The following is a 23,606-nucleotide window of genomic DNA, read 5'->3' on the forward strand; positions in this document are numbered from 1 at the left end:
CCGCGAGGGTAGGGGGCGCTCCTAGCGTGGAGTCATGACCGCAACCATGGCGCCTGTCTGCTCCAGTGCATCGGATGCCGCAACGCGCAGCGCGCCGCGAGCCGCGATGACGCCTCACTCCTCCCACCCGACGCCGTACGCGCCGGCTGCCCATTCGGCGCCGCACGGGCCGCACAAGTCGTACCCGTCGTTCGCGTCGTACGTGCGGGCGCGGCAGCCCGTACTGCTGCGGACCGCCCGGTCGCTGACCGCGAATCCGTGCGATGCGGAGGACCTGCTCCAGACCGCGCTCACCAAGACGTATGTGGCCTGGGACCGTATCGAGGACCACCGGGCGCTGGACGGTTACGTGCGCCGGGCCCTGCTGAACACGCGTACGTCGCAGTGGCGTAAGCGGAAGGTTGACGAGTTCGCCTGCGACGAGCTGCCCGAGCCGGAGACCGTGGCCGCGGCCGACCCGGCCGAGAACCAGGCCCTGCACGACGCGATGTGGCGCGCGATCATGAAGCTGCCTGCCCGGCAGCGCGCGATGGTCGTCCTGCGGTACTACGAGGACCTGAGCGAGGTTCAGACGGCCGAGGTGCTCGGGGTGTCCGTCGGCACGGTCAAGAGTGCGGTGTCGCGGGCCCTCGGCAAGCTCCGCGAGGACCCGGAACTGCGCCCGGCCAAGGGCTGACCGGGACGGCTCACTGATCGATCATTCCCGGGGCTAGTGACATACCGCCTGGTATGCGGTGAGAATCGGCGGAACATTACTGCGCCGTAGCGCCCACCGGGAGGACGCCGTGCTGAGCACGATGCAGGACGTACCACTGCTGATCTCGAGGATCCTGACCCATGGGTCGACGATCCACGGCACGTCCCAAGTGACCACCTGGACCGGCGAGAGCGGGCCGCAGCGCCGGAGCTTCGCGGAGATCGGCGACCGTAGCGCCCAACTCGCGCACGCTCTGCGCACCGACCTCGGCATCGTCGACGACGACCGCGTCGCGACGCTGATGTGGAACAACGCAGATCACGTCGAGGCCTACTTCGCGATCCCCTCCATGGGCGCCGTACTGCACACCCTGAACCTGCGGCTCCCCGCCGAGCAGCTGGTGTGGATCGTCAACCACGCGGCCGACCGCGTGATCATCGTCAACGGCTCCCTGCTGCCGCTGCTCGCGCCCCTCCTGCCGTCTCTGACGGGTGTGGAGCACATCGTCGTCTCCGGGCCCGGCGACCGTTCGCTGCTCGACGGAGCGCGCCCCCAGGTCCACGAGTACGAGGACCTCATCTCCGGAAAGCCGGTGACGTACGACTGGCCGCAGTTCGACGAGCGTCAGGCCGCCGCGCTCTGCTACACCTCCGGCACCACCGGCGACCCCAAGGGCGTCGTCTACTCGCACCGCTCGATTTACCTGCACTCCATGCAGGTCAACATGACGCAGTCCATGGGCCTGACCGACGAGGACACCTCGCTCGTCGTGGTGCCGCAGTTCCATGTGAACGCGTGGGGCCTGCCGCATGCGACGTTCATGACCGGCGTGAACATGCTGATGCCGGACCGTTTTCTCCAGCCCGCGCCGCTCGCCGAGATGATCGAGAGCGAGCGCCCCACGCATGCGGCGGCCGTTCCCGCCATCTGGCAGGGCCTGCTCGCAGAGCTCACCGCGAAGCCCCGTGAGGTGAGTTCGCTCGGGCAGGTCACCATCGGTGGCTCCGCCTGTCCGCCCTCGCTCATGAAGGCCTTCGACGAGCTCGGCATGCGGGTCTGCCACGCCTGGGGCATGACGGAGACGTCTCCCCTCGGCACGGTCGCCCGGCCGCCGGCCGCGGCGGTCGGCACCGACGAGGAGTTCGCGTACCGCCTCACCCAGGGCCGGTTCCCGGCCGGCGTCGAGGCCAGGCTCTCGGGTCCCGGCGGCGAACTGCTTGCCTGGGACGGCGAGTCGGCCGGTGAGCTGGAGGTCCGCGGGCCGTGGATAGCGGGCGCGTACTACTCGGGCCCCGACAGTGAACCGCTGCGCCCCGCCGACAAGTTCAGCGACGACGGCTGGCTCAAGACGGGCGACGTCGGCACGATCAGCCCCGACGGCTTCCTCACTCTCACCGACCGCGCCAAGGACGTCATCAAGTCCGGCGGCGAGTGGATCAGCAGCGTCGACCTGGAGAACGCTCTGATGTCCCACCCGGACATCACCGAGGCGGCCGTCGTCGCCGTCCCCGACGAGAAGTGGGGCGAGCGCCCGCTCGCCACCGTGGTCCTGAAGGCCGGTGCGAGCGCCGACTTCGAGACCCTGCGCGCGTTCCTCGGCGAGAAGGTCGCCAGGTGGCAGCTCCCGGAGCGCTGGACGGTGATCACGGCGGTGCCGAAGACGAGCGTCGGCAAGTTCGACAAGAAGGTGCTGCGCAAGCAGTACGCCGAAGGGGAGCTGGACATCACGCGGCTCTGATCGCATAGCTCAGCGACAGTTTCACGTGAAACAGGGGCGGCCCGAACGAGCCGCCCCTGTTTGCCAGTTGTAGGTGTCTCTGTTGCAGGCCTGAGGTCGCAGACTTGTCAGTCGCGGGTGCTCAGTTGGTGCCGATCTTCGCGAGCAGGTCCACGATCCTGTCCTGCACCTCGTCGCTCGTCGACCGCTCCGCCAGGAACAGGACGGTCTCGCCCGCAGCCAGGCGCGGCAGCTCGGCCTCCTCGACGGCGGCGGTGTAGACGACGAGAGGCGTGCGGTTCAACTGCCCGTTCGCGCGCAGCCAGTCGACAATCCCGGCGCGCCGGCGACGTACCTGGAGCAGGTCCATCACCACCAGGTTCGGCCGCATCTGCGCGGCCAGTGTCACCGCGTCCGCGTCGGAACCCGCCCGCGCGACCTGCATACCGCGCCGTTCCAGCGTCGCGGTGAGCGCGAGCGCGATCTCCTCGCGCTCCTCGATGAGCAGGACGCGCGACGGGTGCTGCTCGCTGTCCCGCGGCGCGAGGGCCTTCAGCAGGACGGCGGGATCGGCCCCGTACGCGGCCTCACGCGTCGCCTGCCCGAGCCCGGCCGTCACCAGGACGGGAACCTCGGCGGCCACGGCGGCCTGGCGCAGCGACTGGAGCGCGGTGCGCGTGATCGGTCCGGTCAGCGGGTCGACGAAGAGCGCGGCGGGGAAGGCCGCGATCTGTGCGTCGACCTCCTCGCGGGAGTGCACGGTCACCGGACGGTAGCCGCGGTCGCTCAGAGCCTGCTGCGTGGTCGCGTCGGGCGCGGGCCAGACCAGGAGACGCCGCGGGTTGTCGAGCGGCTCCGGGGGCAGTTCGTCGTCCATCGGCTGCGGCTGGGGCCGGATCGCCAACTCGACGGCGCCACCGGGCCCGTCCAGCGGCTCGGGCCCCTCGTCGGCGTCCTGGTCGGGGGCACCGATCGCGTACGAACGTCCGCGGCCCTCCGAGGACGACGACAGCAGCGACTGCGGCTGACCGGGCTGCGACGGGCCGGACGGCGCCTTCGGCTGGCCCTTCGGCTGCGCCGGCGACGGCTGGGCCTGGGCCTGCGGGTGCGGGCGGGCCGCGGTCTCCGGCTGGGTGCCGGCGGGGTCCGGCCGGGTGGACAGCCTGCGGCGGCGACCGGAGCCGCCGAGCGTGTGCTGCGTCTGGTCCTGAGGGGCCGCCGCGGGCTGCGGGACCTGAGGGGGCAGCGGGACCTGGAGCGACGGGTTGCCACTGGCCGCCTGAACGGGCTGCTGCCCGGTCTTCGGACCGCCCTGAGCGCCGCCTTGAGCTCCGCTCTGAGCGCCGCCCTGCGGGCCGGACGGCTGCTTCGCCTGCGGACCGGGCTGTTTGCCCGTCGCCGGGTTGGCCTGGCTGGCCTGGCTCACGCGGTTCGGCGCCGCGGGCGCCTGCGCGTCGGGCTGCGCATTCGGCGGCGGGCTCGCCTGCTGGTTCGGGAGGGCCGGCCTCGGCAGCGGCTGGGCCGTGCCGGGGGCGGGCGGCTGTGGCCGCGGCGAGCGCTGCTGCTCGGCGATCTGACGGCCGAAGGGAACGCCTTGCCCCAGCGTTCGTACGCTTATGGCACGGCCCTGAGTCGAGTTGGGGTCGGCCGACGGGGCCTCTGCGGGGAGGGGCTGCGCGGCGCGGGACCTGGCGCCGTTCTCGGGCGGCAGCGCGGCGCGCGCGCCCGGAACCGTCTGGACAGGGTGGGGCTGCGGCGGAGTGTGGTCGTCGGCGGGGTGATGCTGCGCGGCGTCATGGCGCCCGCCATCAGCACCCGTACTCGTACCCGCACCGGTACCGGCACCCGTATCTGCGTCGGTGCCCGGCTCGGGCGTCTTCCGGTCGGCCTCCGCGGGCGGCAGCGCGAATACGGTGCGTGCGGCGCCGCCCTGTTCGGCTTCCCGCTCGGGGGAGCTGCCGAGAGCGCGGCGCGCGCGACGACCGGCGGGCACGTTCTGCCCGGCCTGGCCCGCATCGGAAGCCCCCGACGTACCCGAGGTGCTCGACGTACCCGAAGCGCCCGTACCACCGGCAGGCAGCGCGGCCTGTTCCGGGTTGCGCCGTGCCCGCCGACCCGAGGACGCTCCGACCGGCACACCCTGCGGCGGCACGGTCTGGCCCAGGGCAAAGGATCCGGCCGCGTGTTCGGCAGCGGTCACCACGGAACCCTCGGAGGCCCCGGGACCAGCACCAGCATCAGCAGCGGTACCAGAACCAGCACCGGCTCCCGTCGGGACGGCGACCTCGGCCGGATTGGGCCGCCCCCGCCGACGTCCCGTACCGGTCCCGGCCCCCGCGTCACCCGCAGGCGTCCCGCCGGCCGGAGTCTGCGTGGCCTGCGCCGGCACCTGCCCCTGAGCGATCGCGGGCGTACCCGCCGCCGCGTTCGCCGCGTTCGCTGCGTTCTCCTCGGATCGCCGCCTGCGCCGCCCGGTCGGAGCGGCAGCCTCCGAGCCACCGCCACCGCCACCTTGCCCGGCCTCATCGGCACCCGGTACCGCTCCCGCGACACCGCTCTCCAGGAACGAGTCCACCGACGCGCCCGAAGCCCGCCGGGCCCGCCGCCGTCCGCCGCGCGTGCCCGACGCCTGCTCGGGCAGCCCCGCACCGGCCCCCGCGACCGTCTCCGCACCGGCGGGAGGGGCCTGCGACGCGACCTCGACAGCTGTACCGGGACCGGCCACCCCGACGGCCCCCACCGGGTCAGTCACCGGAACCGCCCCGGCCCCGCCCCCGATCGGCACCTCGAGCACGTACGCGCTGCCGCTCATCCCGGGCACCTCGTGCGTCTGGAGCACACCGCCGTGCGCCCGCACGATGCCGCGCACGATGGGCTCGTGCACCGGGTCGCCGCCCGTGTAGGGCCCGCGCACCTCGATGCGGACGCTCTCGCCGCGCAGCGCCGCGGCCACGACGATCGTCGAGTCCACGTATCCGCCGACGCCGCTCGCGGGAACGACGCCCACGCGCGCGTTGCCGGTGGCGTCGATGCCTGCGACGTCCGCCACGAGGTGGGCCAGCGCGGTGGCCAGGCGCGCCGCGTCGACCTCGGCCTCGATGGGCGGGGCGTGCACCGCGAACTGCGCGCGCCCGGGCCCGATCAGCTCGACCGCCCCGTCGACGCCCGCGGCGACGACCGCGTCGAGCATCACCTTCGTACGGGTCAGCTGCGCGTTGCCGGAGTCGAGGAGCTGGTAGCCGAGCACGTTGTCGACGAGCGTGGTCATGCGGGTGTAGCCGGCCGCGAGGTGGTGCAGGATCTGGTTGGCCTCGGGCCACAACTGGCCCGCGTCGTCCGCGGCCAGGGTGGTGAGCTGGCCGCGCAGTTCGTCGAGAGGGCCACGCAGCGACTGGCCGAGGACGGCGAGGAGCTGCTCGTGCCGGGCCGCGAGTGCCTCGTACCGGTCCTTCTCACGCTCGGCGAGCGCGGCGATCCGGTCCTTCTCCGCGGAGAGGTCCTCGGCGTGCTGCTCGGTGATCGTGGCGAGCTCGGTGGCGTGTTCCTCGGTGATCGTGGCGAGCTCGGTCGCGTGTTCCTCTTCGGCCCGCGCGGTCTGCGCCGCGTGCTCCTCGACGGCGCGCGCGAGCGTCTCCGCGTACTCCGCGGTGGCGCGCTCCGTCTCCTTGTCGCGCCGCTCGATCTCGTCCGCGTGCGCCGCGACGAGCTCGTCGTAGGGCCGACGGTCGGTGAACGTCATCACGGCGCCGACCAGTTGGTCACCGTCGCGCACGGGCGCCGTCGTCATGTCGACGGGCACCTGCGCACCGCTCTTGGAGAAGAGGACCTGCCCGCGCACCCGGTGCTTCCGCCCGGAGCGCAGGGTGTCGGCGAGCGGGGACTCCTCGTACGGGAACGGCTCGCCGTCGGCGCGCGAGTGCAGGACGAGGGGGTGCAGCTCCTGCCCGCCCAGATCGCTGGCGCGGAATCCGAGGATCTGCGCGGCGGCCGGGTTGACGAGCACGATCCGGCCGTCGGTGTCGGTGCCGACGACGCCCTCAGCGGCGGCGCGCAGGATCATCTCGGTCTGGCGCTGCGAACGCGCGAGTTCGGCCTCGGTGTCGACGGTCCCCGACAGGTCGCGCACGACGAGCATCAGCAGTTCGGCGGCGCCGCCGTAGGACCCGTACGAGCTGTTGCCGTAGCCGTCGACGGCGTCGCGGCCGTCGGCGAGATTGGCGCTGGTGACCTCGACGGGGAACTCGCTGCCGTCGGTGCGGCGGGCCATCATCCGGGTCGGCTTGGTGCGCCCGCGCTCGTCCGTGGTGTCGGGCCTGCGCATCGAGCCGGGGATGAGCCGCGAGTCGAACTCGGGCAGCAGATCGAGCAGTCCGCGCCCCACGAGCGCGGTGCCCGGGGTCTCGAAGGCCTCCAGGGCGATGGTGTTCGCGTTGACGACGGTCCCGTTGGCGTTGACCAGCACCAGCGCGTCCGGGAGCGCGTCGAGTATGGCTGCGAGGCGAGCAGCGCCTCGGGATGGCCTGCTGCTCACGACGACGCTTCCTCCCTGATTACCGCACTTTGCCGACCGCGCGAGCCATCTTCCTACGTGGCTCGCGGCATGTCACGGGAGGGAGTCTACGGGCAGAGGTTGCGGTCGCGGCGCCGGATGAGAGGGAGGTCGCACGCGGAAGATGTGCCCTTGGAATGAAGATGCGCGGGGGCACGGCCCCGACCTGTCGCGTGACGGCGGGGCATGCGTGGGCATATGCCTGGTCACAGGGTGTCCGGCCGCCGCGCCACACCTCGGCACATTCACCACACAATGGCCCGCCCTCGTTCACCGACCGGTCGCGGGCAGTACGGGAATGAGCCCCTGCCACCGCGAGATCTCACAGCCGTTGGTCCTCTTGTACGTCGCATCGACGGGCCGGCCGTGCCACGTTCCGGTGATGCGGGCGGTCGCGGCGCCTCCGTACTGCATCGTGCACTGGGCGTCCGACGAACGCGGCGCGAACGGGTCGCGGCCGTTCGCGGACAGCTCGTCGAGCCGCGCACACGCGTTCGCGGGTTCCGGATGGGTGCCGCCCGAGGGCCCGCACTTCAATTCGTACGTCCCGTCCCTGCCGTCGCCCGCGTCGGTGACGGTGACGCGTAGCTGGTCCTGGACGGCTGGCTTGGCGAACAGCTCGGGAAGGCCGAGCGGACCCGTGTCGGCGTGGGCGGTGGCGGGGACCGCGCACAGCGCGGTGGCGGAGGCGGCGGTGAGGGCGATGCGGCGCAGCAACATGAGGGCTCCACGAATGAGTGAGAAGAGAGGACTGAGGAGTCGCGCCGTCCCGCGCGGCTCCACCGCGTCTAACGCCGGGCGGCCCGCGATGTTGCGGCAGGCCGGGACACGAGGACGAACAGAAGGGCTTTGCTCTCCGGCCCGGACGCCTAGTACCGTGGGGGCCGATTGGTGACACCGCGCGATGCTGTGTCATCATCTGGACGCACCACCCGCGCTCGCGCGGGAGGTTGTGTGGAGGCGTCGCCTAGTCCGGTCTATGGCGCCGCACTGCTAATGCGGTTTGGGCCTTCAAGCCCATCGAGGGTTCAAATCCCTCCGCCTCCGCTCCAAGATCCGAAGCCCCGGTCCTGATGGACCGGGGCTTCGGCGTTTCGGACCCGCAAGACGGTGTTTGCCCAGCTCACAAGGGGTGTGGCAAACGGATTTCACATGACGGCGGCAGTCATGTAATGTTCTTCCTGTCGCCGGGAACGGGCCGAAAGGGCCGGGACCGAGACAAAAACAGAACAAGCACTCGTAGCTTAACGGATAGAGCATCTGACTACGGATCAGAAGGTTGCAGGTTCGAATCCTGCCGAGTGCACACAGATCAAAGGCCCCGCCGGGCGAACCGGCGGGGCCTTTGGCGTCAGCGGGTGACATCAGCTGTGACATCGGTGCGGCCGGACTCCGAAGATCGGTGACGCGCCCCGACTCCGAAGACGGGTGACGCGCCCCGACTCTCCTTGCTGGATCACAGGATCACAGGATCACAGGATCACAGGATCGCGTTCGGGATCGGGCAGCGTCTGGTCGGTGGATTGCGGGCGGTATGACGGTGTGTCTGTATGGCCGCCCGGGGTGCGTGTGGCTTGATCGTCGGGCGGTCCCGGGTGGGGCCTGCACCCCCAACCGACGTGCGTGGCACGTGCTGAGTGCCGCGCTCTTTGTCGAGGAGCCCTCATCGTGAGACCGACCCTGCAACATGCCATGTTCCTTCGACGTGGCGTCGGCGCCGCGGGTGAGCGGCGGCGCCCGGTGCGGCGTGCTGCCGTTTTGCTCGCCACGGTGGCGCTGCCGGCGGCACTGGTGGTGCCCACGGCCACGCCCGCTGCTGCGGCGGTGCCCGTGACGGTCACTTTCAACGCCGGTGCCGACCAGCCCTTCACCGTCCCGGCCGGCGTCAGCCAACTGACCGTCACCGCCACCGGCGCCGCAGGCCAGAACGGCCCCAGCGGCGGCACTGGCGGCAGCGGCGCCACCGTCACCGGCAACGTCACCGTGCCGCCGAGCACCACCACCCTCTATGTCAACGTCGGCACGGGCGGGGGCGCCGGCGGCGGAGGGGGGAGTCAGGGCGGTGCCGGCGGCGGTTCCAGCGACGTCCGCACCTGCAGCTCGGCCAACGTCAGCTGTGTCCTGACCGGTGTCCCCGGCACCGACCCCCGCCTCATCGTCGCGGGCGGCGGAGGCGGCGGCGGAAGCGGCCTCTCCACCCTCCTCAACCCGGAGGCCACCGGCGGAAACGCCGGAAACACTGGGGGTGCCGGCGGCGACAGATTGGCCAGCGGCCAGGGCGGCGGCGGCGGAACCCAGACCGCCGGCGGAGCAGGCGGAGCCGCATGCCCCTACGCCGGTACATCCGGCACTCCGGGCACCGGCGGTGCGGGCGGCAACGGCGGAGGCAACTTCGGGGCCGGCGGAGGCGGGGGCGGCTGGTTCGGCGGAGGCGGCGGCGGAGGCTGCAGCCGTATTGATTTTCCTCCCGCTTTCGGCCCCGGTGGCGGCGGTGGTGCGTCGAACCGTGTCCCCACGGGTGGTACCTCCGCTCCCGCCGTGGGGCCGGCCCAGGTGACCATCACCTACGAGCCGGCGCCCCCCACCTGTGCGAACGCCACGGCCACCATCACCGGTACCAACGGCAACAACGTCCTGATCGGCACTCCCGGCAATGACGTGATCTTCGCTCTCGGCGGTAACGACGTGGTCGACGGCCGTGGTGGCAACGACATCATCTGCGGCGGCGACGGCAACGACGTGCTGTCCGGCGGTGACGGCAACGACCGCATCGAAGGCGGCAACGGCGCCGACAACCTGAACGGCAACAACGGCAACGACGCCCTCTTCGGCGGCCCCGGCAACGACGCTCTCTTCGGCGGTTCCGGCACCAACACCAACGACGGCGGCACCGGCACCAACGCCTGCTTCAGCCCCTCCACCGGACCCGGCTGCTTCTGACACCGCACACGCCCCCGGCCTGATCGACGTACATCAGAAACCGGCCCCGGCCCGTCCCTCGTCTGAGCGGGACGTATCCGATACCCCCGACCGCGTCCCCGAACAGCGGGAAAACACCGCGGACCCCGGCGCTGTCAGTGCCCCGGAGTAGCGTCCTGAGCATGACGTGGTGGTGCACCGGGGTGCGGTGGCGGGTCGGGGGCGGGCCCGCGCTGGGGTGGTACGGGGAGGGCAAGGGGGAGCGCGAGAGCCCCCTCGCCTTCGGGGACGTGCTGGCCTTCCGTGCCGTGGGCGGGCGCAGATGTCTCGGGGTGTGGCGGGGCGGGCGTCGTACGCCGTGTCCGGTGGGTGCGGCGCTGTCCGGGCGGGGGACGCGCGCGCAGTGTGCCGAGTGCGCCGGCATCGACCGTGCGCACTCCGTCGCCGCGGACACCATGGCGGACGACCCGAGGCCGTACCACGTGTATCTCGCCTGGTTCGGGAGCGGGATGGTGAAGGTGGGGATCACCGGGGTCGGGCGCGGGTCCGCCCGGCTGCTCGAACAAGGGGCCGTCGCGTTCACCTGGTTGGGGTGCGGGCCGCTGATGGCGGCGCGGCGGGCGGAGGAGCTGCTGCGCAGCGCGCTCGGCGTTCCGGACCGGATTCCGTATGCGCAGAAGCGGGCCGTCCGGGCGGCGCTGCCCCCGGCCGGTGAGCGGGCGGGTGAGCTGGCCGCGGCGCATGCCACGGCCGTCGCGCTGGTCGGGTGGCCCGAGTCGCTGGAGCGGCTGCCGTGCGACGTGGTCGATCACGCGGAGGTCTTCGGGATCGAAGGCGGAGTAGGTGGAGCAGGCGGAGCAGGCGGAGTAGCCGGAGTAGGCGGAGCCGGTGGCGAGGCAGGGGGTGGGTGGCTCGGGGGCGTGGGGGTCGTCGTGAGCGAGCTGGTCGAGGGCGGCGTGGTCGTGGGGACACTGGTGGCCGCCGCGGGGCCGGATCTGCATCTTGTGGAGCGAATGGGGTCTCCCCTGCCCGAGCGAAGCCGAGAGCTTGGGGAAGGGCGCCGGCTCGTGGTCGACACCCGGCTGCTCGGCGGGTGGCAGCTCGAAGCGCTGGCGAAAGGGGAGGGGGCGGCGGCGGACGTGGTGTCTTCCGTGCCGGTGAAACCGGTGAAGGAGGTTTCCGCGCTGCAAGGTGGGCTGTTCTAGGAGGGTGGCCGCCTCCGCCTCTTTCCCCAGCGCTTCGGCCTCCGTCTCCGTCTCCGCCTCCGTCTCAGCTTTCGTCTTCGCCTTCGTCGACCGAAGGGTCAAGTCTCGCTTCCCGTAGGCAATGGGGGTGGACACCGTCCGTCGCCGGGCCGCATCGTGAGGACATGAGTGATCACGGAGTAGCGCCTGTCGGGCCGGAGGGCAGTCCCGGTGTCGCCGGTGCCGTCAGGCCCGTTCCCGTCTTCGAACCGCCTTACTACGCCGCCGTGTTCACCTCGGTGCGCACGCCCGGGGACAACGGATACGGGGCGACCGCCGAGCGGATGTCGGAGCTGGTCAGGGAGATACCGGGGTTTCTGGGGGAGGATTTCGCCGCCTCGGAAGGCGGACTGCGGATCACCGTGGCCTATTTCCGGCACGAGGAAGGGCTCAAGAAGTGGGCCGGGAACGGGGAGCACCGGGAGGCGCAGCGACGCGGGCGCGCCGAGTGGTACGAGAGGTACTCGCTCCATGTCGCCAAGGTCGAGCGGAGTCAGGGATTTGAGCGCGGAGAGTAACGCGGTGAGCGGGGCGGCGAACGGCGCGGACATCAGCACGGCGGTCGTCGGTGAGGCGGATCAGGTTGCCCGGTTCCGGGAGCGGCACGGGCTGGACGGGCTCGTCGACGTGCATACGCACTTCATGCCCGAGCGGGTCCTGAAGAAGGTGTGGGAGTACTTCGACGCGGCGGGGCCGCTGACCGGGATGGCCTGGCCCATCGCGTACCGGGAGGAAGAGGCGCAACGGCTCGCGCGGCTGCGGGAGTTCGGGGTGCGGGCCTTCACGTCCATGCTCTACCCGCACAAGGCGGCCATGGCCGAGTGGCTCAACGGGTGGGCCGTCGACTTCGCGCGCAGGACCCCCGGCTGTCTGCACACGTCGACGTTCTTCCCGGAGCCGGGCGTCGACCGGTATGTGCGCGAGGCCGTCGAAGCGGGCACGCGCGTCTTCAAGGCGCATGTGCAGGTCGGGGCGTACGACCCGAACGACGAACTGCTCGACCCCGTGTGGGGGATGCTCGCCGAGGCCCGTATCCCCGTGGTCATGCACTGCGGCTCCGGGCCCGCCCCCGGCAAGCACACCGGGCCCGAGCCGGTCGCCCGGCTGCTCGCCCGGCATCCGCGCCTGCCGGTGATCGTGGCCCACATGGGGATGCCCGAGTACACGGACTTCCTCGACCTGGCCGAGCGGTACGGGCAGGTGCGCCTCGACACGACGATGGCGTTCACCGATTTCAGTGAGCGCTTTGCCGCGTTCCCGCGCGGTGAGCTGGCCAGGCTCGCCGATCTCGGGGACCGGATCCTGCTCGGCACCGACTTCCCCAACATCCCGTACCCCTACATCCACCAGCTGGAAGCACTGGAGCGGCTCGGTCTCGGGGAGGAGTGGCTGCGGGCCGTGTGCCACGGGAACGGGGCACGGCTGTTCGGCCTTGACTGAGTGCGTCAGGCTTCACCGAGCGGCCCGAGTCGCTCGTGCGTCAGGGGCTCCCTGAGAACCCCCTGTGCGTTTCTCAGGGAATTCACAGGTTGCGGAAAGCCGGTTCTCAGAGCGGGCGCGCAGGGTGTGGAGCATGACCACGACCTCGCCCCAGGGGCGTACCGAACTGCTGAGGCCGGACGGGAGCCCCGTCCGGGTCCTCGTCGTGGACGACGAACAGTCGATCACCGAGCTGCTCTCCATGGCCCTGCGTTACGAGGGCTGGCAGATCCGCAGCGCCGGGGACGGGATGGGCGCGGTACAGACCGCGCGCGAGTTCCGGCCCGACGCCATCGTGCTCGACATGATGCTGCCCGACATGGACGGTCTGTCCGTGCTCGGCCGGCTGCGGCGCGAGCACCAGGACGTGCCGGTGCTGTTCCTGACCGCGAAGGACGCCGTCGAGGACCGGATCGCCGGGCTCACGGCCGGCGGCGACGACTATGTGACCAAGCCGTTCAGCCTGGAGGAGGTCGTCGCCCGGCTGCGCGGCCTCATCCGCCGCTCGGGCGCCGCCGACCGGCGCAGCGAGTCCGTGCTCATCGTGGGTGACCTGACGCTCGACGAGGACAGCCACGAGGTGTCCCGCGGCGGGGACGGCATCCATCTGACGGCCACCGAGTTCGAGCTGCTTCGCTACCTGATGCGCAATCCGCGCCGGGTACTGAGCAAGGCGCAGATACTGGACCGGGTCTGGAGCTACGACTTCGGCGGCCAGGCCAACGTCGTGGAGCTGTACATCTCGTACCTGCGGCGGAAGATCGACGCCGGGCGCGAGCCGATGATCCACACGCGGCGCGGCGCCGGATATCTCATCAAGCCCGCCGTTCCCGTCGCGTCATGAGAGGGCGGCGGCAGCCGCGCAGCCTGCGCAAGCGGCTCGTCATCACGGCTGTCGCGCTGATCGCCCTGGTGTGCGCGGTCATCGGAACGGTGACCACCATCGCGCTGCACACCTATCTGTACCAGCAGCTCGACAAGCAGGTGCGCGGCGCGGTCGTCCAGTCCACGGGCGGCCCCGGACCGGAGCGGCAGGCGCAGAACCTGAACTTTCTCGGCGGCCCGAGCAGGCCGGGCACCATCGGCGCCCTCGTCCGGTCCGACGGAAGCGTCACCGAGGCCGCGCAGAGCGTCGCCGACCGGGACAACCCGGTCGTCTCGCTGACGGGCGCGCAGATCACCGCTCTGGAGACCGTCCCGCAGGACGGCGGGACGCACAGCGTCAGCGTGCCGGGGCTCGGCGACTACCGGGTCTCCTCGAAGCCGGGCGGCAACACCATGGTCGGCCTGCCGGAGGCCGAGGTGCAGGACACCCTCAACACCCTCGTCGTCGTGGAGGTCAGCGTCACCGCCGCCGGTCTCGTCGCCGCGTCCCTCGCCGGCGCGGCCATGGTCGGCGTGGCCCTGCGGCCCCTGCGCCGCGTCGCGTCCACCGCGACCCGCGTCTCCGAACTCCCCCTGCACAGCGGCGAAGTGACCCTCCACGAACGCGTCCCCGACACCGAGGCCGACCCGCGCACGGAGGTCGGTCAGGTCGGCGCCGCCCTCAACCGCATGCTCGACCATGTGAACGGAGCGCTGGAGGCGCGCCAGCAGAGCGAGACGCGCGTACGCCAGTTCGTCGCGGACGCCAGCCATGAGCTGCGTACACCCCTCGCCTCGATCCGCGGATACGCCGAACTCACCCGCAGGGGCCGTGAGGAGACCGGGCCCGACACCCGGCACGCGCTGGGCCGTATCGAGTCCGAGGCCCACCGCATGACCGGCCTCGTCGAGGACCTGCTGCTGCTCGCGCGGCTCGACTCCGGCCGCCCCCTGTCGTACGAGGCGACCGACCTGTCGCCGCTCGTCGTGGACGCGCTGAGCGATGCCCGCGCGGCCGGACAGGACCACGCGTGGCGGCTCGAACTGCCCGACGACCCGGCTCTCGTGCTCGCCGACGGGCCGCGCGTCCATCAGGTGCTCGTGAACCTCCTGGCCAACGCCCGTACGCACACGCCGCCGGGCACCACCGTGACCGCGCGCGTGCACCGGCACGGGCCGTGGGTCTGCCTGGACGTCCAGGACAACGGTCCGGGCATACCGCCCGAGCTGCTCCCGCACGTCTTCGAGCGGTTCGCGCGCGGCGACACCTCCCGCTCGCGGGCCCACGGCTCGACCGGTCTCGGCCTCGCCATCGTGCAGGCCGTAGCGGCCGCGCACGGCGGCGCCGTGACCGTCGACAGCGTGCCCGGCCGGACCGTGTTCACCGTCCATCTGCCGGCCTGTGCCGAACCCGTCATGCACTCACAGGCGGTCCACAGTCTCACCACACTGACCTGACAGGGCAGTTGGCGAATGTCGGTGTCATGCGAACCGACTCTTCTCCGGGCACCGACCCCTCCCTGGGGGTGCTGCCGGCACGGGAGCACCTCCCGGCCGGCGTGGGCGATGCACCGGTTCTGGACGTAGTGATCCCGGTCTACAACGAGGAGCGGGACCTCGGTCCCTGTGTGCGCCGGCTGCACCAGCACCTCGTCGGGACCTTCCCCTACCGCTTCCGCATCACGATCGCGGACAACGCGTCCACCGACGCGACCCCGGACGTCGCCGCCGCCCTGGCGGCCTCGCTCCCCGAGGTACGGCACGCCCGCCTGGAGCAGAAGGGCCGCGGGCGCGCCCTGCGCACCGTCTGGTCCGCGTCCGACGCACCCGTCCTCGCCTATATGGACGTCGACCTGTCCACCGACCTCAACGCGCTGCTCCCGCTGGTCGCGCCGCTGATCTCGGGCCATTCGGACCTGGCGATCGGCTCGCGTCTCGCGCGCAGTTCACGCGTCGTGCGCGGGCCGAAGCGCGAGTTCGTCTCGCGCGCCTACAACCTGATCCTGCGCGGCTCCCTCCAGGCCCGCTTCTCCGACGCCCAGTGCGGCTTCAAGGCGATCCGGCGCGATGTGGCGCGCGTCCTTCTGCCGCTCGTCGAGGACACCGGCTGGTTCTTCGACACCGAGATGCTCGTCCTCGCCGAGCGGGCCGGGCTGCGCATCCACGAGGTGCCGGTCGACTGGGTCGACGACCCGGACTCGACGGTGCACATCGTGAAGACGGCGACCGACGACCTCAAGGGCGTGTGGCGCGTCGGCAAGGCGCTCGCGGTCGGCGCGCTCCCCCTGGACCGGCTCGCCCGCCCCTTCGGCGACGACCCGCGCGACCGCCAGGTCCCGGGCGTGCCCAGGGGACTGGCCCGCCAGCTGGTCGGCTTCTGCGTCGTCGGCGCCCTGTCGACCCTCGTGTATCTGCTGCTCTACTCCGGATTCCGTACGTTCACGGGGTCGCAGGTCGCCAACGCGCTGGCCCTCCTCGTCTCGGCCGTCGCCAACACGGCCGCCAACCGGCGCCTCACCTTCGGCGTCCGCGGCCGCGACCGGGCCGTCCGCCACCAGGCACAGGGGCTCGTCGTGTTCGCGATCGGGCTCGCCCTGACCAGCGGCTCGCTCGCCGCTCTCGGCGCCGCCTCCGCGGACCCGGCGCACTCCACGGAACTCGCGGTGCTCGTCGCCGCCAACCTCGCGGCGACGGTGCTGCGTTTCCTGCTCTTCCGGGCCTGGGTGTTCCCCGAGCCGACCGCCCCCGCGCCGCCGCCCGTACCCGGTGCGCCGGACGCCTCCCGACCTACGTACGACCATGAACTGAGGACCGGACGATGACCCTGCCCCATCTCCCCGCCGGCGCACCCGCGCTGCCACCGCCCCCGGCCGCCCCGGCCGTTCAGGGCCAGGGGCACGGCCGTGCCAAGCAGCCCCCGCTCGCACGGGTCTGGCGCGGCCGGGACGACGACCCGCGCTGGGCGCGACCCGCGTTCCTCGGCCTGCTCCTCGTCGTGGCGCTCGCCTACCTGTGGAACCTGAGCGCCTCCGGCTACGCCAACTCGTTCTACTCCGCGGCCGTGCAGGCCGGGAGCCAGAGCTGGAAGGCGATGTTCTTCGGCTCGCTCGACTCGGCCAACGCCATCACCGTCGACAAGCCCCCGGCGTCGCTGTGGCCGATGGCGCTCTCGGTGCGGATCTTCGGCCTCAGCTCCTGGGCGATCCTCGTCCCGCAGGTCCTGATGGGTGTGGCGACGGCGGGCGTCCTGTACGCGGCCGTGCGGCGCCGGTTCAGCGCGGCGGCCGGGCTGCTCGCGGTGGCGGCGTTCGCGCTCACACCCGTCGCGGCCCTGATGTTCCGCTTCAACAATCCGGACGCCCTGCTCGCGCTCCTGATGACCGTCACGGTCTACTGCGTGCTGCGCGGCATGGAGAACGGCCGGACGAAGTGGCTGGTGTGGGCGGGCGTCGCCGTCGGCCTCGCGTTCCTCGCGAAGACCCTCCAGGCCTTCCTGATCCTGCCGCCGCTGGCCGTCCTGTACGCGGTGTTCGCGCCGGGCAGGCCGCTCAAGCGGATCGGGCAGCTGCTGCTCTCCGGACTCGCGATGGTTGTGGCGGGCGGCTGGTGGGTCGCGGTCGTGGAGCTGTGGCCCGCGTCCTCGCGCCCGTACATCGGCGGCTCCCAGAACAACTCGTTCCTTGAACTGACCTTCGGCTACAACGGACTCGGCCGGATCAACGGCGAGGAGACGGGCAGCGTCGGCGGCGGCGGTGGCCGCATGGGTGGCGGCGGCAGTCAGTGGGGCGAGACCGGCATCGACCGGATGTTCAACGCCGAGATCGGCAGCCAGATCTCCTGGCTCCTGCCGGCCGCGCTGCTGCTGCTCGTCGCCGGGGTCGTCGTCACGTGGAAGGCGCGGCGGACCGACACGGCCCGCGCCGCGTTCCTCGCGTGGGGCGGCTCGCTGGTGATGACCATGGCCGTCTTCAGCTTCATGGCCGGGATCTTCCACCAGTACTACACGGTGGCCCTCGCCCCCTACGCGGCCGCGCTCGTCGGCATGGGCGCGAGCGTGCTGTGGGAGGAGCGGGCCAGGTTCACGGCGTCCGCCGCGCTCGGCGGCACGGTGGCGGTGACGGCCGTGTGGTCGTACGTCCTGCTGAACCGGACGCCCGACTATGTGCCGTGGCTGCGCTGGGTGATTCTCGTCGGCGGCGTCGCGGCGGGTCTGGGCATCGCCGTCGCGGGCCGGCTGAACCGTCAACTGGCGCTCGGCGCAGCCGGGTTGGGCCTCGTGACGGCGCTGGCCGGGCCGACGGCGTACACCATCAGCACGCTCGACACCGGGCACAGTGGGTCGATCGTGACGGCCGGTCCTGCAGGGGCGAGCGTGATGGGCGGCCGGGGCGGCGGCCCAGGTGGCGGTGACGGCGGCGGCATGCCCGGCGGCGGGATGCAGCCGCCCGGCCAGGGGCAGCAGAACGGTCAGGGGCAGCAGAACGGTCAGGCCGGTCAGGCCGGTCAGGGCCAGCAGGGTGGCGGCATGGGCCAGCCCCCGGCAGGCGGCATGCCCGGTCAGGGCCAGGGCCAGGGCACCGGAAACGGCAAGCAGCAGGGAACCGGCACCGGCACCCTCCCCGGCGGCGCCCGCATGGGCGAGCGCGGCGGCATGGGTGGCGGCGGCATGGGCGGTCTCCTCGACGGCGCCCAGGTCAGCGCCAAGGCCAAGGCCCTCGTCGAGAAGAACGCGGACGACTACACCTGGGCCGCCGCGGCCATCGGCTCGCAGAACGCGGCGAGCTACCAGCTGTCCACCGGCAAGCCCGTCATGGCGATCGGCGGCTTCAACGGCAGTGACCCGTCCCCGACGCTCGCCCAGTTCAAGGGCTACGTCGAGGACGGGAAGATCCACTACTTCATCGGTGGCGGCATGGGCGGGATGGGCGGCGGCAGCGGTTCCGCCTCCAAGATCCAGTCCTGGGTCGAGAAGAACTACACGAAGGTCACCGTGGGCAGCGCGACCTTCTACGACCTGACGAAGCCCAAGAGCTGACCGGAGAGCTAACGGCTCTTGCGCGTCAGCGCCAGATCGGCGACAACCGGGCGGTGGTCCGAGGCGAGAGTCTCGGCCACCGCCGCGTCGCGTACCCGGACTCCCTCGCCCACGGCGACGTAGTCGATCCGCTTGACCGGATCCGCCGCAGGGAAGGTGTACGCGCCCGGGTCGGCCGGTGTCAGTTCCTTCCACAGCGGGGCGAGTTCGGGCGCGTCCGGCTCCGCGTTGAAGTCGCCGAGCAGGATCTGGCGGTCCTTGGGCGACGTACGTTCCGCGGCCATGATCCTGCGCGTGTCGGCGACCTGTGCGGTGCGCACCGACGGGTCGGGCCGGTAGTCGAGGTGCGTCACGAACACCTGGACCGGCACCCCGTGCACCTTCAGCTCGACCTCCCCGAAGCCGGGGGCGGGCGCCGGCACGGGGTTCGGGTCCTGCGTCGACAGGCGGGTGATCTCGTGGTTGCCGGCGCCCCGGACCGGATAGCGGGACAGGATCGCGACCCCGTACTCACGGCGCGGCCCACCCGCTTCGACCGGGTCGAGGCTGTAGATCGGCGCGAACGACACGTGCATGCCGAGCCGGCTCGCCAACTCCTCGGCCAGATCCCGCCCTTCGCTGCGCGCGTCCCAGTGGACGTCGACCTCCTGGAGGCCGATCACATCGGCGTGCAGGGCGCGCAGCGCCTCCTCCTGCCGGTCGAGATCGAAGACGTTGTCCATGCCGGAACCGGCGTGGATGTTGTACGTGGCGATGCGCAGCGGGACCGGGGGCGGTCCCCCGGCGGCCTGCGCGGGCGGCGCGGCGGCGAGTCCCCCCAGCAGTCCGGCGGCGAGCAGAACGTGCGGTGTGCGGCGGTGCTTGGACATCCGACCCCTCACTCATCAGGTTTCAGGCGGGAGAACGCTAGCGGGTGTCCGGCGCCGAAAAGTGACTTGGCCGCTGCGCGGGGACGGCTATACGGTGTACGACGTCACTCGACATACACCGTATAGGGGAATCCGAACATGACGGCGACGACCGCCGAGAACTCAACGGCCGCCACCGGCGGCGGCCACCCCCATCGCTGGCTGATCCTCGGCGTCATCTGCCTCGCCCAGCTCACCGTGCTGCTCGACAACACCGTCCTGAACGTGGCGATCCCCTCCCTCACCCGGGAACTGGACGCCTCGACCTCCGACATCCAGTGGATGATCAACGCGTACTCGCTGGTCCAGTCGGGTCTCCTGCTCACCGCGGGCAGCTCCGCCGACCGCTACGGGCGCAAGAAGATGCTCGCGGCCGGGCTCGTCCTGTTCGGCGCCGGATCGCTGGTGGCCGGACTCGCCCAGTCCACCGGGCAGTTGATCGCCGCGCGGGCCGGCATGGGCATCGGCGGCGCGCTCCTGATGACCACCACGCTCGCCGTCGTCGTGCAGATCTTCGACGACAAGGAGCGGGTCAGGGCGATCGGCCTGTGGGCCACCGTGAACTCCCTCGGCTTCGCCGCGGGGCCGCTCATCGGCGGCGTCATGCTCGACCACTTCTGGTGGGGCGCGATCTTCCTGATCAACATCCCGGTCGCGGTGATCGGCCTGATCGCGGTCGTCGCGCTCGTCCCCGAGTCCAAGAACAGGCTCGGCGACCGCCCCGACCTCGTCGGCGCGCTCCTGTCCACGGTCGGTATGACGGGCGTGGTCTACGCGATCATCTCGGGCCCGCAGCACGGCTGGACGTCCGCGCTGGTCGGCTTCTCCGCGCTGGTCGGCCTCGTGGTCCTGGCCGCGTTCGTGGTGTGGGAGCTGCGCATCCCGTACCCGATGCTGGACATGCACTTCTTCCGCAACCAGCAGTTCACCGGGGCCGTCGCCGGCGCGATCCTGGTCGCCTTCGGCATGGGCGGCTCGCTCTTCCTGCTCACCCAGCACCTCCAGTTCGTGCTCGGTTACGGGGCGCTGGAGGCCGGTCTGCGCACGGCGCCGATGGCCCTGACGGTCGTCGTCCTCAACCTCACCGGCGTCGGTGCGCGCATCCTGCCGAAGCTCGGCACCCCCGCGACCATCGCCACCGGCATGTCCTGCCTCGCGGCCGGTCTCGCCGCGATCGCCCTGCTCGGCGGGGACTCGTACGGGGGCATGCTGCTCGGCCTCGTCGTGATGGGCGCGGGCATCTCCGTCGCCATGCCCGCCATGGCGAACGCCATCATGAGCGCGATCCCGCCGGAGAAGGCGGGCGTCGGCGCCGGAGTCAACGGCACGCTCGCCGAGTTCGGCAACGGTCTCGGGGTGGCCGTCCTCGGCGCCGTGCTGAACTCCCGGTTCGCCGCGCTCGTATCCGTCTCCGCGGCCTCGCTCCCGGCGGCGCTCGCCGCGGCGAAGTCGGGGGCGGAGCGGGAGCGGATCGCCGACGCGTTCTCCGCGGGACTGGAGACCAGCCAGCTCGTCGGCGCGGTCGCCGTGCTCCTGGGTGGCGTCCTGGCCGCGGCGTTGCTCAGGCGGGCGGAGCGGGCAGGCTCAGCGGTGAAGGCCGTTGCGTAGCTGCACTTAGCATCGGTGGTGGCGGACCCGGCCACTCCGGTCCGCTGCCACAACCGGACCGGTACGAGGACTTTGGGAAGGTGCGCCATGGCGAAGGCAGCCGACCGCGCGGAGCGTCCGGCGCGGACGAGCGTCTGGTTGGAGGGCAAGACGCCGCGTACCCGCAGGAGCGAGGCGCCCAGCACGCTCGACCGGGAGCGGATCACCGAGGCCACCGTGAAACTCCTCGACGCGGAGGGCCTCGCCAAGTTCTCGATGCGGCGCCTCGCGGCCGAGCTAGGCGTGACCGCGATGTCCGTCTACTGGTACGTCGACACCAAGGACGACCTGCTGGAGCTGGCCCTCGACCACGTCTTCGGCGAGATCGAACTGCCCGAGCCCGCCACGCCGGACGGCGACTGGCGCACCCCGCTGAGGCAGCTCGCCGGGGTCTACCGCGCGAGCCTGGTGCGCCACCCCTGGACCTCCCCGCTCACGGGCCACTTCCTCAACATCGGCCCGCATTCGCTGGCGTTCTCGCGCCAGGTGCAGCGCATCATCGAGGACACCGGCCTCACCCTGCCGGGCCAGCGGGGCGCGATCGCGGCCGTCTTCCAGTTCGTCTACGGGTACGGGACCATCGAGGGCCACTTCGTGCAGCGCTGCGCGGACGCCGGGATGACCCAGGACGAGTACTACCACCACGCGATGGGCGCCTTCGGCGAACTGGCCCCGGAGATGGCCGACGACTACGAGAACGCGCGGGCGCTGATGGCGGGCACCGAAGGGCACAAGGTCGAGGAGATCCGCGAGGCCGACTTCCAGGTCGCGCTCGACCTGCTGGTGGCAGGCATCGAGACGATGGTCGCGGCCCAGCGGAACGCCTCCGGCTAGACCTTCACGCGAGACGCGCCGGGAACCCGCCGGTCGCCACGGGTCCCCATCGCTCCGGCGTGATCCGGATGACGGACTTGCCCTGCTTGAGCATCGCGGCGCGGGCCTCTTTTTTTGCGTCCCTCGCGTTGCTTCGCAGGCTTCGGGGCGCTGCGTCGGACTCCGGCCGTCGGCCTTTACTCGCTCGGGGCGAGACGCGCCGGGAACCCGCCGGTCGCCACGGGCCCCCATCGTTCCGGGGTGATTCGGATGACGGACTTGCCCTGCTTGACCATCGCCGCGCGATACTCGTCCCAGTCCGGGTGCTCGCCCGAGATGTTGCGGAAGTACTCGACCAGCGGTTCGACCGAATCGGGTGAGTCGATGACCTCCGCGGTGCCGTCGATCTGCACCCACGGGTCGTTCCAGTCGTCGCTCAGGACGACCACGCTCACCCGCGGATTCCGCTTGGCGTTACGGGTCTTGGCGCGTTCGGGATAGGTGGAGACGACGATCCGCCCGGAGTCGTCGACCCCGCAGGTCAGGGGGGATGCCTGCGGGGTTCCGTCGGCGCGGGCGGTCAGCAGGAGCGCGCGGTGGCGCGGGCGGACGAAGTCGAGCAACTCGTCCAGGGAGACACGGGTGTTGGTCGCGATGCTGGGTGCCATGTCCAGCACCCTACGACGTGAACCGTGCTCGAACCCCGCTCCCTCAGGCTTGCGGCAGCGCGTCGCCCTGCACGGCCTGGATGTCCAGCTCCACCTTCAGCGTCGTGCCGATCGCGGAGATGCCCGCCTGGACGACCTGGTTGTAGTTCATCGCGAAGTCCTCGCGCTTCAGATCGGTCGTCGCCCGGAACGCCGCCCGCGTGCCGCCCCACGGGTCCGCGCCCGTGCCGAGGTAGCTGAGGTCCAGGTCCACCGGCCGTACGACACCGTGCAGCGTCAGCTCGCCGTGCACCGTCCAGCGGTCGGACCCGGCCGGCTCCAGGCCGGTCGAGCGGAACGTGATCTCCGGGAACGTCTCGACGTCCAGGAAGTCGGGCGACTTCAGATGCCCGTCCCGCATGCCGTTGCCCGTGTCGATGGAGGATGCCTTGATGACCGCCTCCACCCGCGACTTCTCCACGTCCTGGGCGATGTCGATCCGGCCGCCGAACTCCGTGAACCGGCCGTGCACGCTCGAAATGCCGAGGTGCTGCGCGACCGCGCCCACCGAGGAGTGCGCCGGGTCGATCGTCCACGGTCCGGGCGGCGGCAGTTCGGCGCCGCCCTGCCGGGCGAGGACCACCGTGCCGACGTCGGCACGGCCGCTCGCCGTCACCATCGCGGTGGACGCCGTCGGCGCGTAACCGACCGCCGTCACGATCACCACGTACGGGCCCGGGGTCAGGGTCACCGCGTCGTGCACGGCCCCCTCGTCGTCGGCCTCGGCCCGCAGCACCTGCGCACCCGTCATGTCGGTCACCGTCACGACGGCGTGCGGCAGAGCCCATCCGTCCCTGGTACGGATCCGCGCGCTCAGTCCCATGCTTCTCCCTTGCGCCGGAAAACCGGCGCCGCTCTCGCGGGCGTGTTCGCCCGCCGCTGGGGTCCTCGATCGATGGCCGAGGCCCCTTGGTCGATGGTCCGTAAACGGACCGGACCCCGGTCCGGTGGCGGCCGGCCGTCCCCTGCCGTAGTGCCGCCACCGGTTCCGGGGTCCTTTTCCCACTACCGGGCGGGGGCGCTTCTC

General features: G+C 71.7%; 17 protein-coding genes and 2 tRNA genes. 14 read left to right on the forward strand and 5 right to left on the reverse strand.

What is annotated here, in order from left to right:
• The first annotated feature begins 34 nt into the window (after positions 1-34).
• Positions 35-676, forward strand: a complete 642-nt coding sequence (locus ACIPWY_RS14910; protein WP_383889901.1) for a SigE family RNA polymerase sigma factor — start codon at positions 35-37, stop codon at positions 674-676.
• Between the two features lie 109 nt (positions 677-785).
• A complete protein-coding gene (locus ACIPWY_RS14915) occupies positions 786-2,435 on the forward strand; it encodes a long-chain fatty acid--CoA ligase (protein WP_393699187.1) in 1,650 nt (549 codons plus the stop codon).
• 121 nt (positions 2,436-2,556) lie between these two features.
• Here ACIPWY_RS14915 and ACIPWY_RS14920 read toward each other — a convergent pair whose 3' ends face one another.
• Both ACIPWY_RS14920 and ACIPWY_RS14925 read right to left on the reverse strand, forming a co-directional pair.
• Positions 2,557-6,945, reverse strand: a complete 4,389-nt coding sequence (locus ACIPWY_RS14920; protein WP_393699185.1) for a PAS domain-containing protein — start codon at positions 6,943-6,945, stop codon at positions 2,557-2,559.
• A 288-nt stretch (positions 6,946-7,233) separates the two neighbouring features.
• The gene (locus ACIPWY_RS14925) at positions 7,234-7,680 is read right to left on the reverse strand and encodes an SSI family serine proteinase inhibitor (protein WP_393699752.1); all 447 of its coding nucleotides are present in this window, start codon (positions 7,678-7,680) and stop codon (positions 7,234-7,236) included.
• 239 nt (positions 7,681-7,919) lie between these two features.
• Between ACIPWY_RS14925 and ACIPWY_RS14930 the strand changes: the two genes are divergently transcribed.
• From ACIPWY_RS14930 to ACIPWY_RS14975, 10 genes are all read left to right on the forward strand, one after another.
• Positions 7,920-8,010, forward strand: a tRNA-Ser gene (locus tag ACIPWY_RS14930).
• A 186-nt stretch (positions 8,011-8,196) separates the two neighbouring features.
• Positions 8,197-8,269 (forward strand) — tRNA-Arg (locus ACIPWY_RS14935).
• 386 nt (positions 8,270-8,655) lie between these two features.
• A complete protein-coding gene (locus tag ACIPWY_RS14940; RefSeq protein ID WP_401533408.1) occupies positions 8,656-9,903 on the forward strand; it encodes a calcium-binding protein in 1,248 nt (415 codons plus the stop codon).
• A 161-nt stretch (positions 9,904-10,064) separates the two neighbouring features.
• Positions 10,065-11,087 carry a DUF2797 domain-containing protein gene (locus ACIPWY_RS14945; protein ID WP_401533410.1) on the forward strand — a complete coding sequence of 341 codons (1,023 nt, stop codon included), beginning with the start codon at positions 10,065-10,067 and terminating at the stop codon, positions 11,085-11,087.
• A gap of 164 nt (positions 11,088-11,251) precedes the next feature.
• Entirely contained in the window at positions 11,252-11,644 is a 393-nt protein-coding gene (locus ACIPWY_RS14950) for an antibiotic biosynthesis monooxygenase (RefSeq protein ID WP_362908489.1), read from the forward strand.
• On the forward strand, positions 11,628-12,566 hold the full coding sequence (locus tag ACIPWY_RS14955; protein ID WP_393699179.1) for an amidohydrolase family protein: 939 nt from the start codon (positions 11,628-11,630) through the stop codon (positions 12,564-12,566). The genes ACIPWY_RS14950 and ACIPWY_RS14955 overlap by 17 nt, the downstream gene beginning before the upstream one ends.
• Before the next feature lie 133 nt (positions 12,567-12,699).
• Positions 12,700-13,449 (forward strand): response regulator transcription factor, encoded by a 750-nt coding sequence (locus ACIPWY_RS14960; protein ID WP_362908488.1) that lies wholly within the window; start codon positions 12,700-12,702, stop codon positions 13,447-13,449.
• Positions 13,446-14,927, forward strand: a complete 1,482-nt coding sequence (locus ACIPWY_RS14965) for an ATP-binding protein (RefSeq protein ID WP_362908487.1) — start codon at positions 13,446-13,448, stop codon at positions 14,925-14,927. The genes ACIPWY_RS14960 and ACIPWY_RS14965 overlap by 4 nt, the downstream gene beginning before the upstream one ends.
• A gap of 26 nt (positions 14,928-14,953) precedes the next feature.
• A complete protein-coding gene (locus tag ACIPWY_RS14970; protein WP_393699175.1) occupies positions 14,954-16,291 on the forward strand; it encodes a glycosyltransferase in 1,338 nt (445 codons plus the stop codon).
• Positions 16,288-18,504: an ArnT family glycosyltransferase gene (locus ACIPWY_RS14975; protein WP_393699173.1), complete on the forward strand. Its 2,217-nt coding sequence runs from the start codon at positions 16,288-16,290 to the stop codon at positions 18,502-18,504. Before ACIPWY_RS14970 ends, ACIPWY_RS14975 begins: the two co-directional genes overlap by 4 nt.
• An 8-nt stretch (positions 18,505-18,512) precedes the next feature.
• On the opposite strand, the gene ACIPWY_RS14980 is transcribed toward ACIPWY_RS14975, so the two are convergent.
• Positions 18,513-19,373 carry an endonuclease/exonuclease/phosphatase family protein gene (locus tag ACIPWY_RS14980; RefSeq protein ID WP_401533414.1) on the reverse strand — a complete coding sequence of 287 codons (861 nt, stop codon included), beginning with the start codon at positions 19,371-19,373 and terminating at the stop codon, positions 18,513-18,515.
• Positions 19,374-19,511: 138 nt separating this feature from the next.
• Here ACIPWY_RS14980 and ACIPWY_RS14985 point away from each other — a divergent pair, with 138 nt between their 5' ends.
• On the forward strand, positions 19,512-21,020 hold the full coding sequence (locus ACIPWY_RS14985; protein ID WP_362908483.1) for an MFS transporter: 1,509 nt from the start codon (positions 19,512-19,514) through the stop codon (positions 21,018-21,020).
• Between the two features lie 87 nt (positions 21,021-21,107).
• Complete coding sequence (locus ACIPWY_RS14990) at positions 21,108-21,893, forward strand: TetR/AcrR family transcriptional regulator (RefSeq protein ID WP_362908482.1); 786 nt, start codon at positions 21,108-21,110, stop codon at positions 21,891-21,893.
• Positions 21,894-22,069: 176 nt separating this feature from the next.
• Here ACIPWY_RS14990 and ACIPWY_RS14995 read toward each other — a convergent pair whose 3' ends face one another.
• Together ACIPWY_RS14995 and ACIPWY_RS15000 are read right to left on the reverse strand one after the other, a co-directional pair.
• Positions 22,070-22,540 (reverse strand): PPOX class F420-dependent oxidoreductase, encoded by a 471-nt coding sequence (locus ACIPWY_RS14995; protein WP_362908481.1) that lies wholly within the window; start codon positions 22,538-22,540, stop codon positions 22,070-22,072.
• Positions 22,541-22,583: 43 nt separating this feature from the next.
• Entirely contained in the window at positions 22,584-23,402 is an 819-nt protein-coding gene (locus ACIPWY_RS15000) for a YceI family protein (protein WP_362908480.1), read from the reverse strand.
• Positions 23,403-23,606: the final 204 nt, after the last annotated feature.

Source organism: Streptomyces sp. NPDC090032, from assembly GCF_044748025.1.
Classification (GTDB): domain Bacteria; phylum Actinomycetota; class Actinomycetes; order Streptomycetales; family Streptomycetaceae; genus Streptomyces.

Excerpts from the sequence above, each read along its gene's own strand:
- ACIPWY_RS14910 (WP_383889901.1), top strand. The coding sequence starts at position 35 with ATGACCGCAACCATGGCGCCTGTCTGCTCCAGTGCATCGGATGCCGCA.
- ACIPWY_RS14940 (WP_401533408.1), top strand. The coding sequence starts at position 8,656 with ATGTTCCTTCGACGTGGCGTCGGCGCCGCGGGTGAGCGGCGGCGCCCG.
- ACIPWY_RS14945 (WP_401533410.1), top strand. The coding sequence starts at position 10,065 with ATGACGTGGTGGTGCACCGGGGTGCGGTGGCGGGTCGGGGGCGGGCCC.
- ACIPWY_RS14950 (WP_362908489.1), top strand. The coding sequence starts at position 11,252 with ATGAGTGATCACGGAGTAGCGCCTGTCGGGCCGGAGGGCAGTCCCGGT.
- ACIPWY_RS14960 (WP_362908488.1), top strand. The coding sequence starts at position 12,700 with ATGACCACGACCTCGCCCCAGGGGCGTACCGAACTGCTGAGGCCGGAC.
- ACIPWY_RS14965 (WP_362908487.1), top strand. The coding sequence starts at position 13,446 with ATGAGAGGGCGGCGGCAGCCGCGCAGCCTGCGCAAGCGGCTCGTCATC.
- ACIPWY_RS14970 (WP_393699175.1), top strand. The coding sequence starts at position 14,954 with ATGCGAACCGACTCTTCTCCGGGCACCGACCCCTCCCTGGGGGTGCTG.
- ACIPWY_RS14975 (WP_393699173.1), top strand. The coding sequence starts at position 16,288 with ATGACCCTGCCCCATCTCCCCGCCGGCGCACCCGCGCTGCCACCGCCC.
- ACIPWY_RS14980 (WP_401533414.1), bottom strand. The coding sequence starts at position 19,373 with ATGTCCAAGCACCGCCGCACACCGCACGTTCTGCTCGCCGCCGGACTG.
- ACIPWY_RS14985 (WP_362908483.1), top strand. The coding sequence starts at position 19,512 with ATGACGGCGACGACCGCCGAGAACTCAACGGCCGCCACCGGCGGCGGC.
- ACIPWY_RS14990 (WP_362908482.1), top strand. The coding sequence starts at position 21,108 with ATGGCGAAGGCAGCCGACCGCGCGGAGCGTCCGGCGCGGACGAGCGTC.
- ACIPWY_RS14995 (WP_362908481.1), bottom strand. The coding sequence starts at position 22,540 with ATGGCACCCAGCATCGCGACCAACACCCGTGTCTCCCTGGACGAGTTG.
- ACIPWY_RS15000 (WP_362908480.1), bottom strand. The coding sequence starts at position 23,402 with ATGGGACTGAGCGCGCGGATCCGTACCAGGGACGGATGGGCTCTGCCG.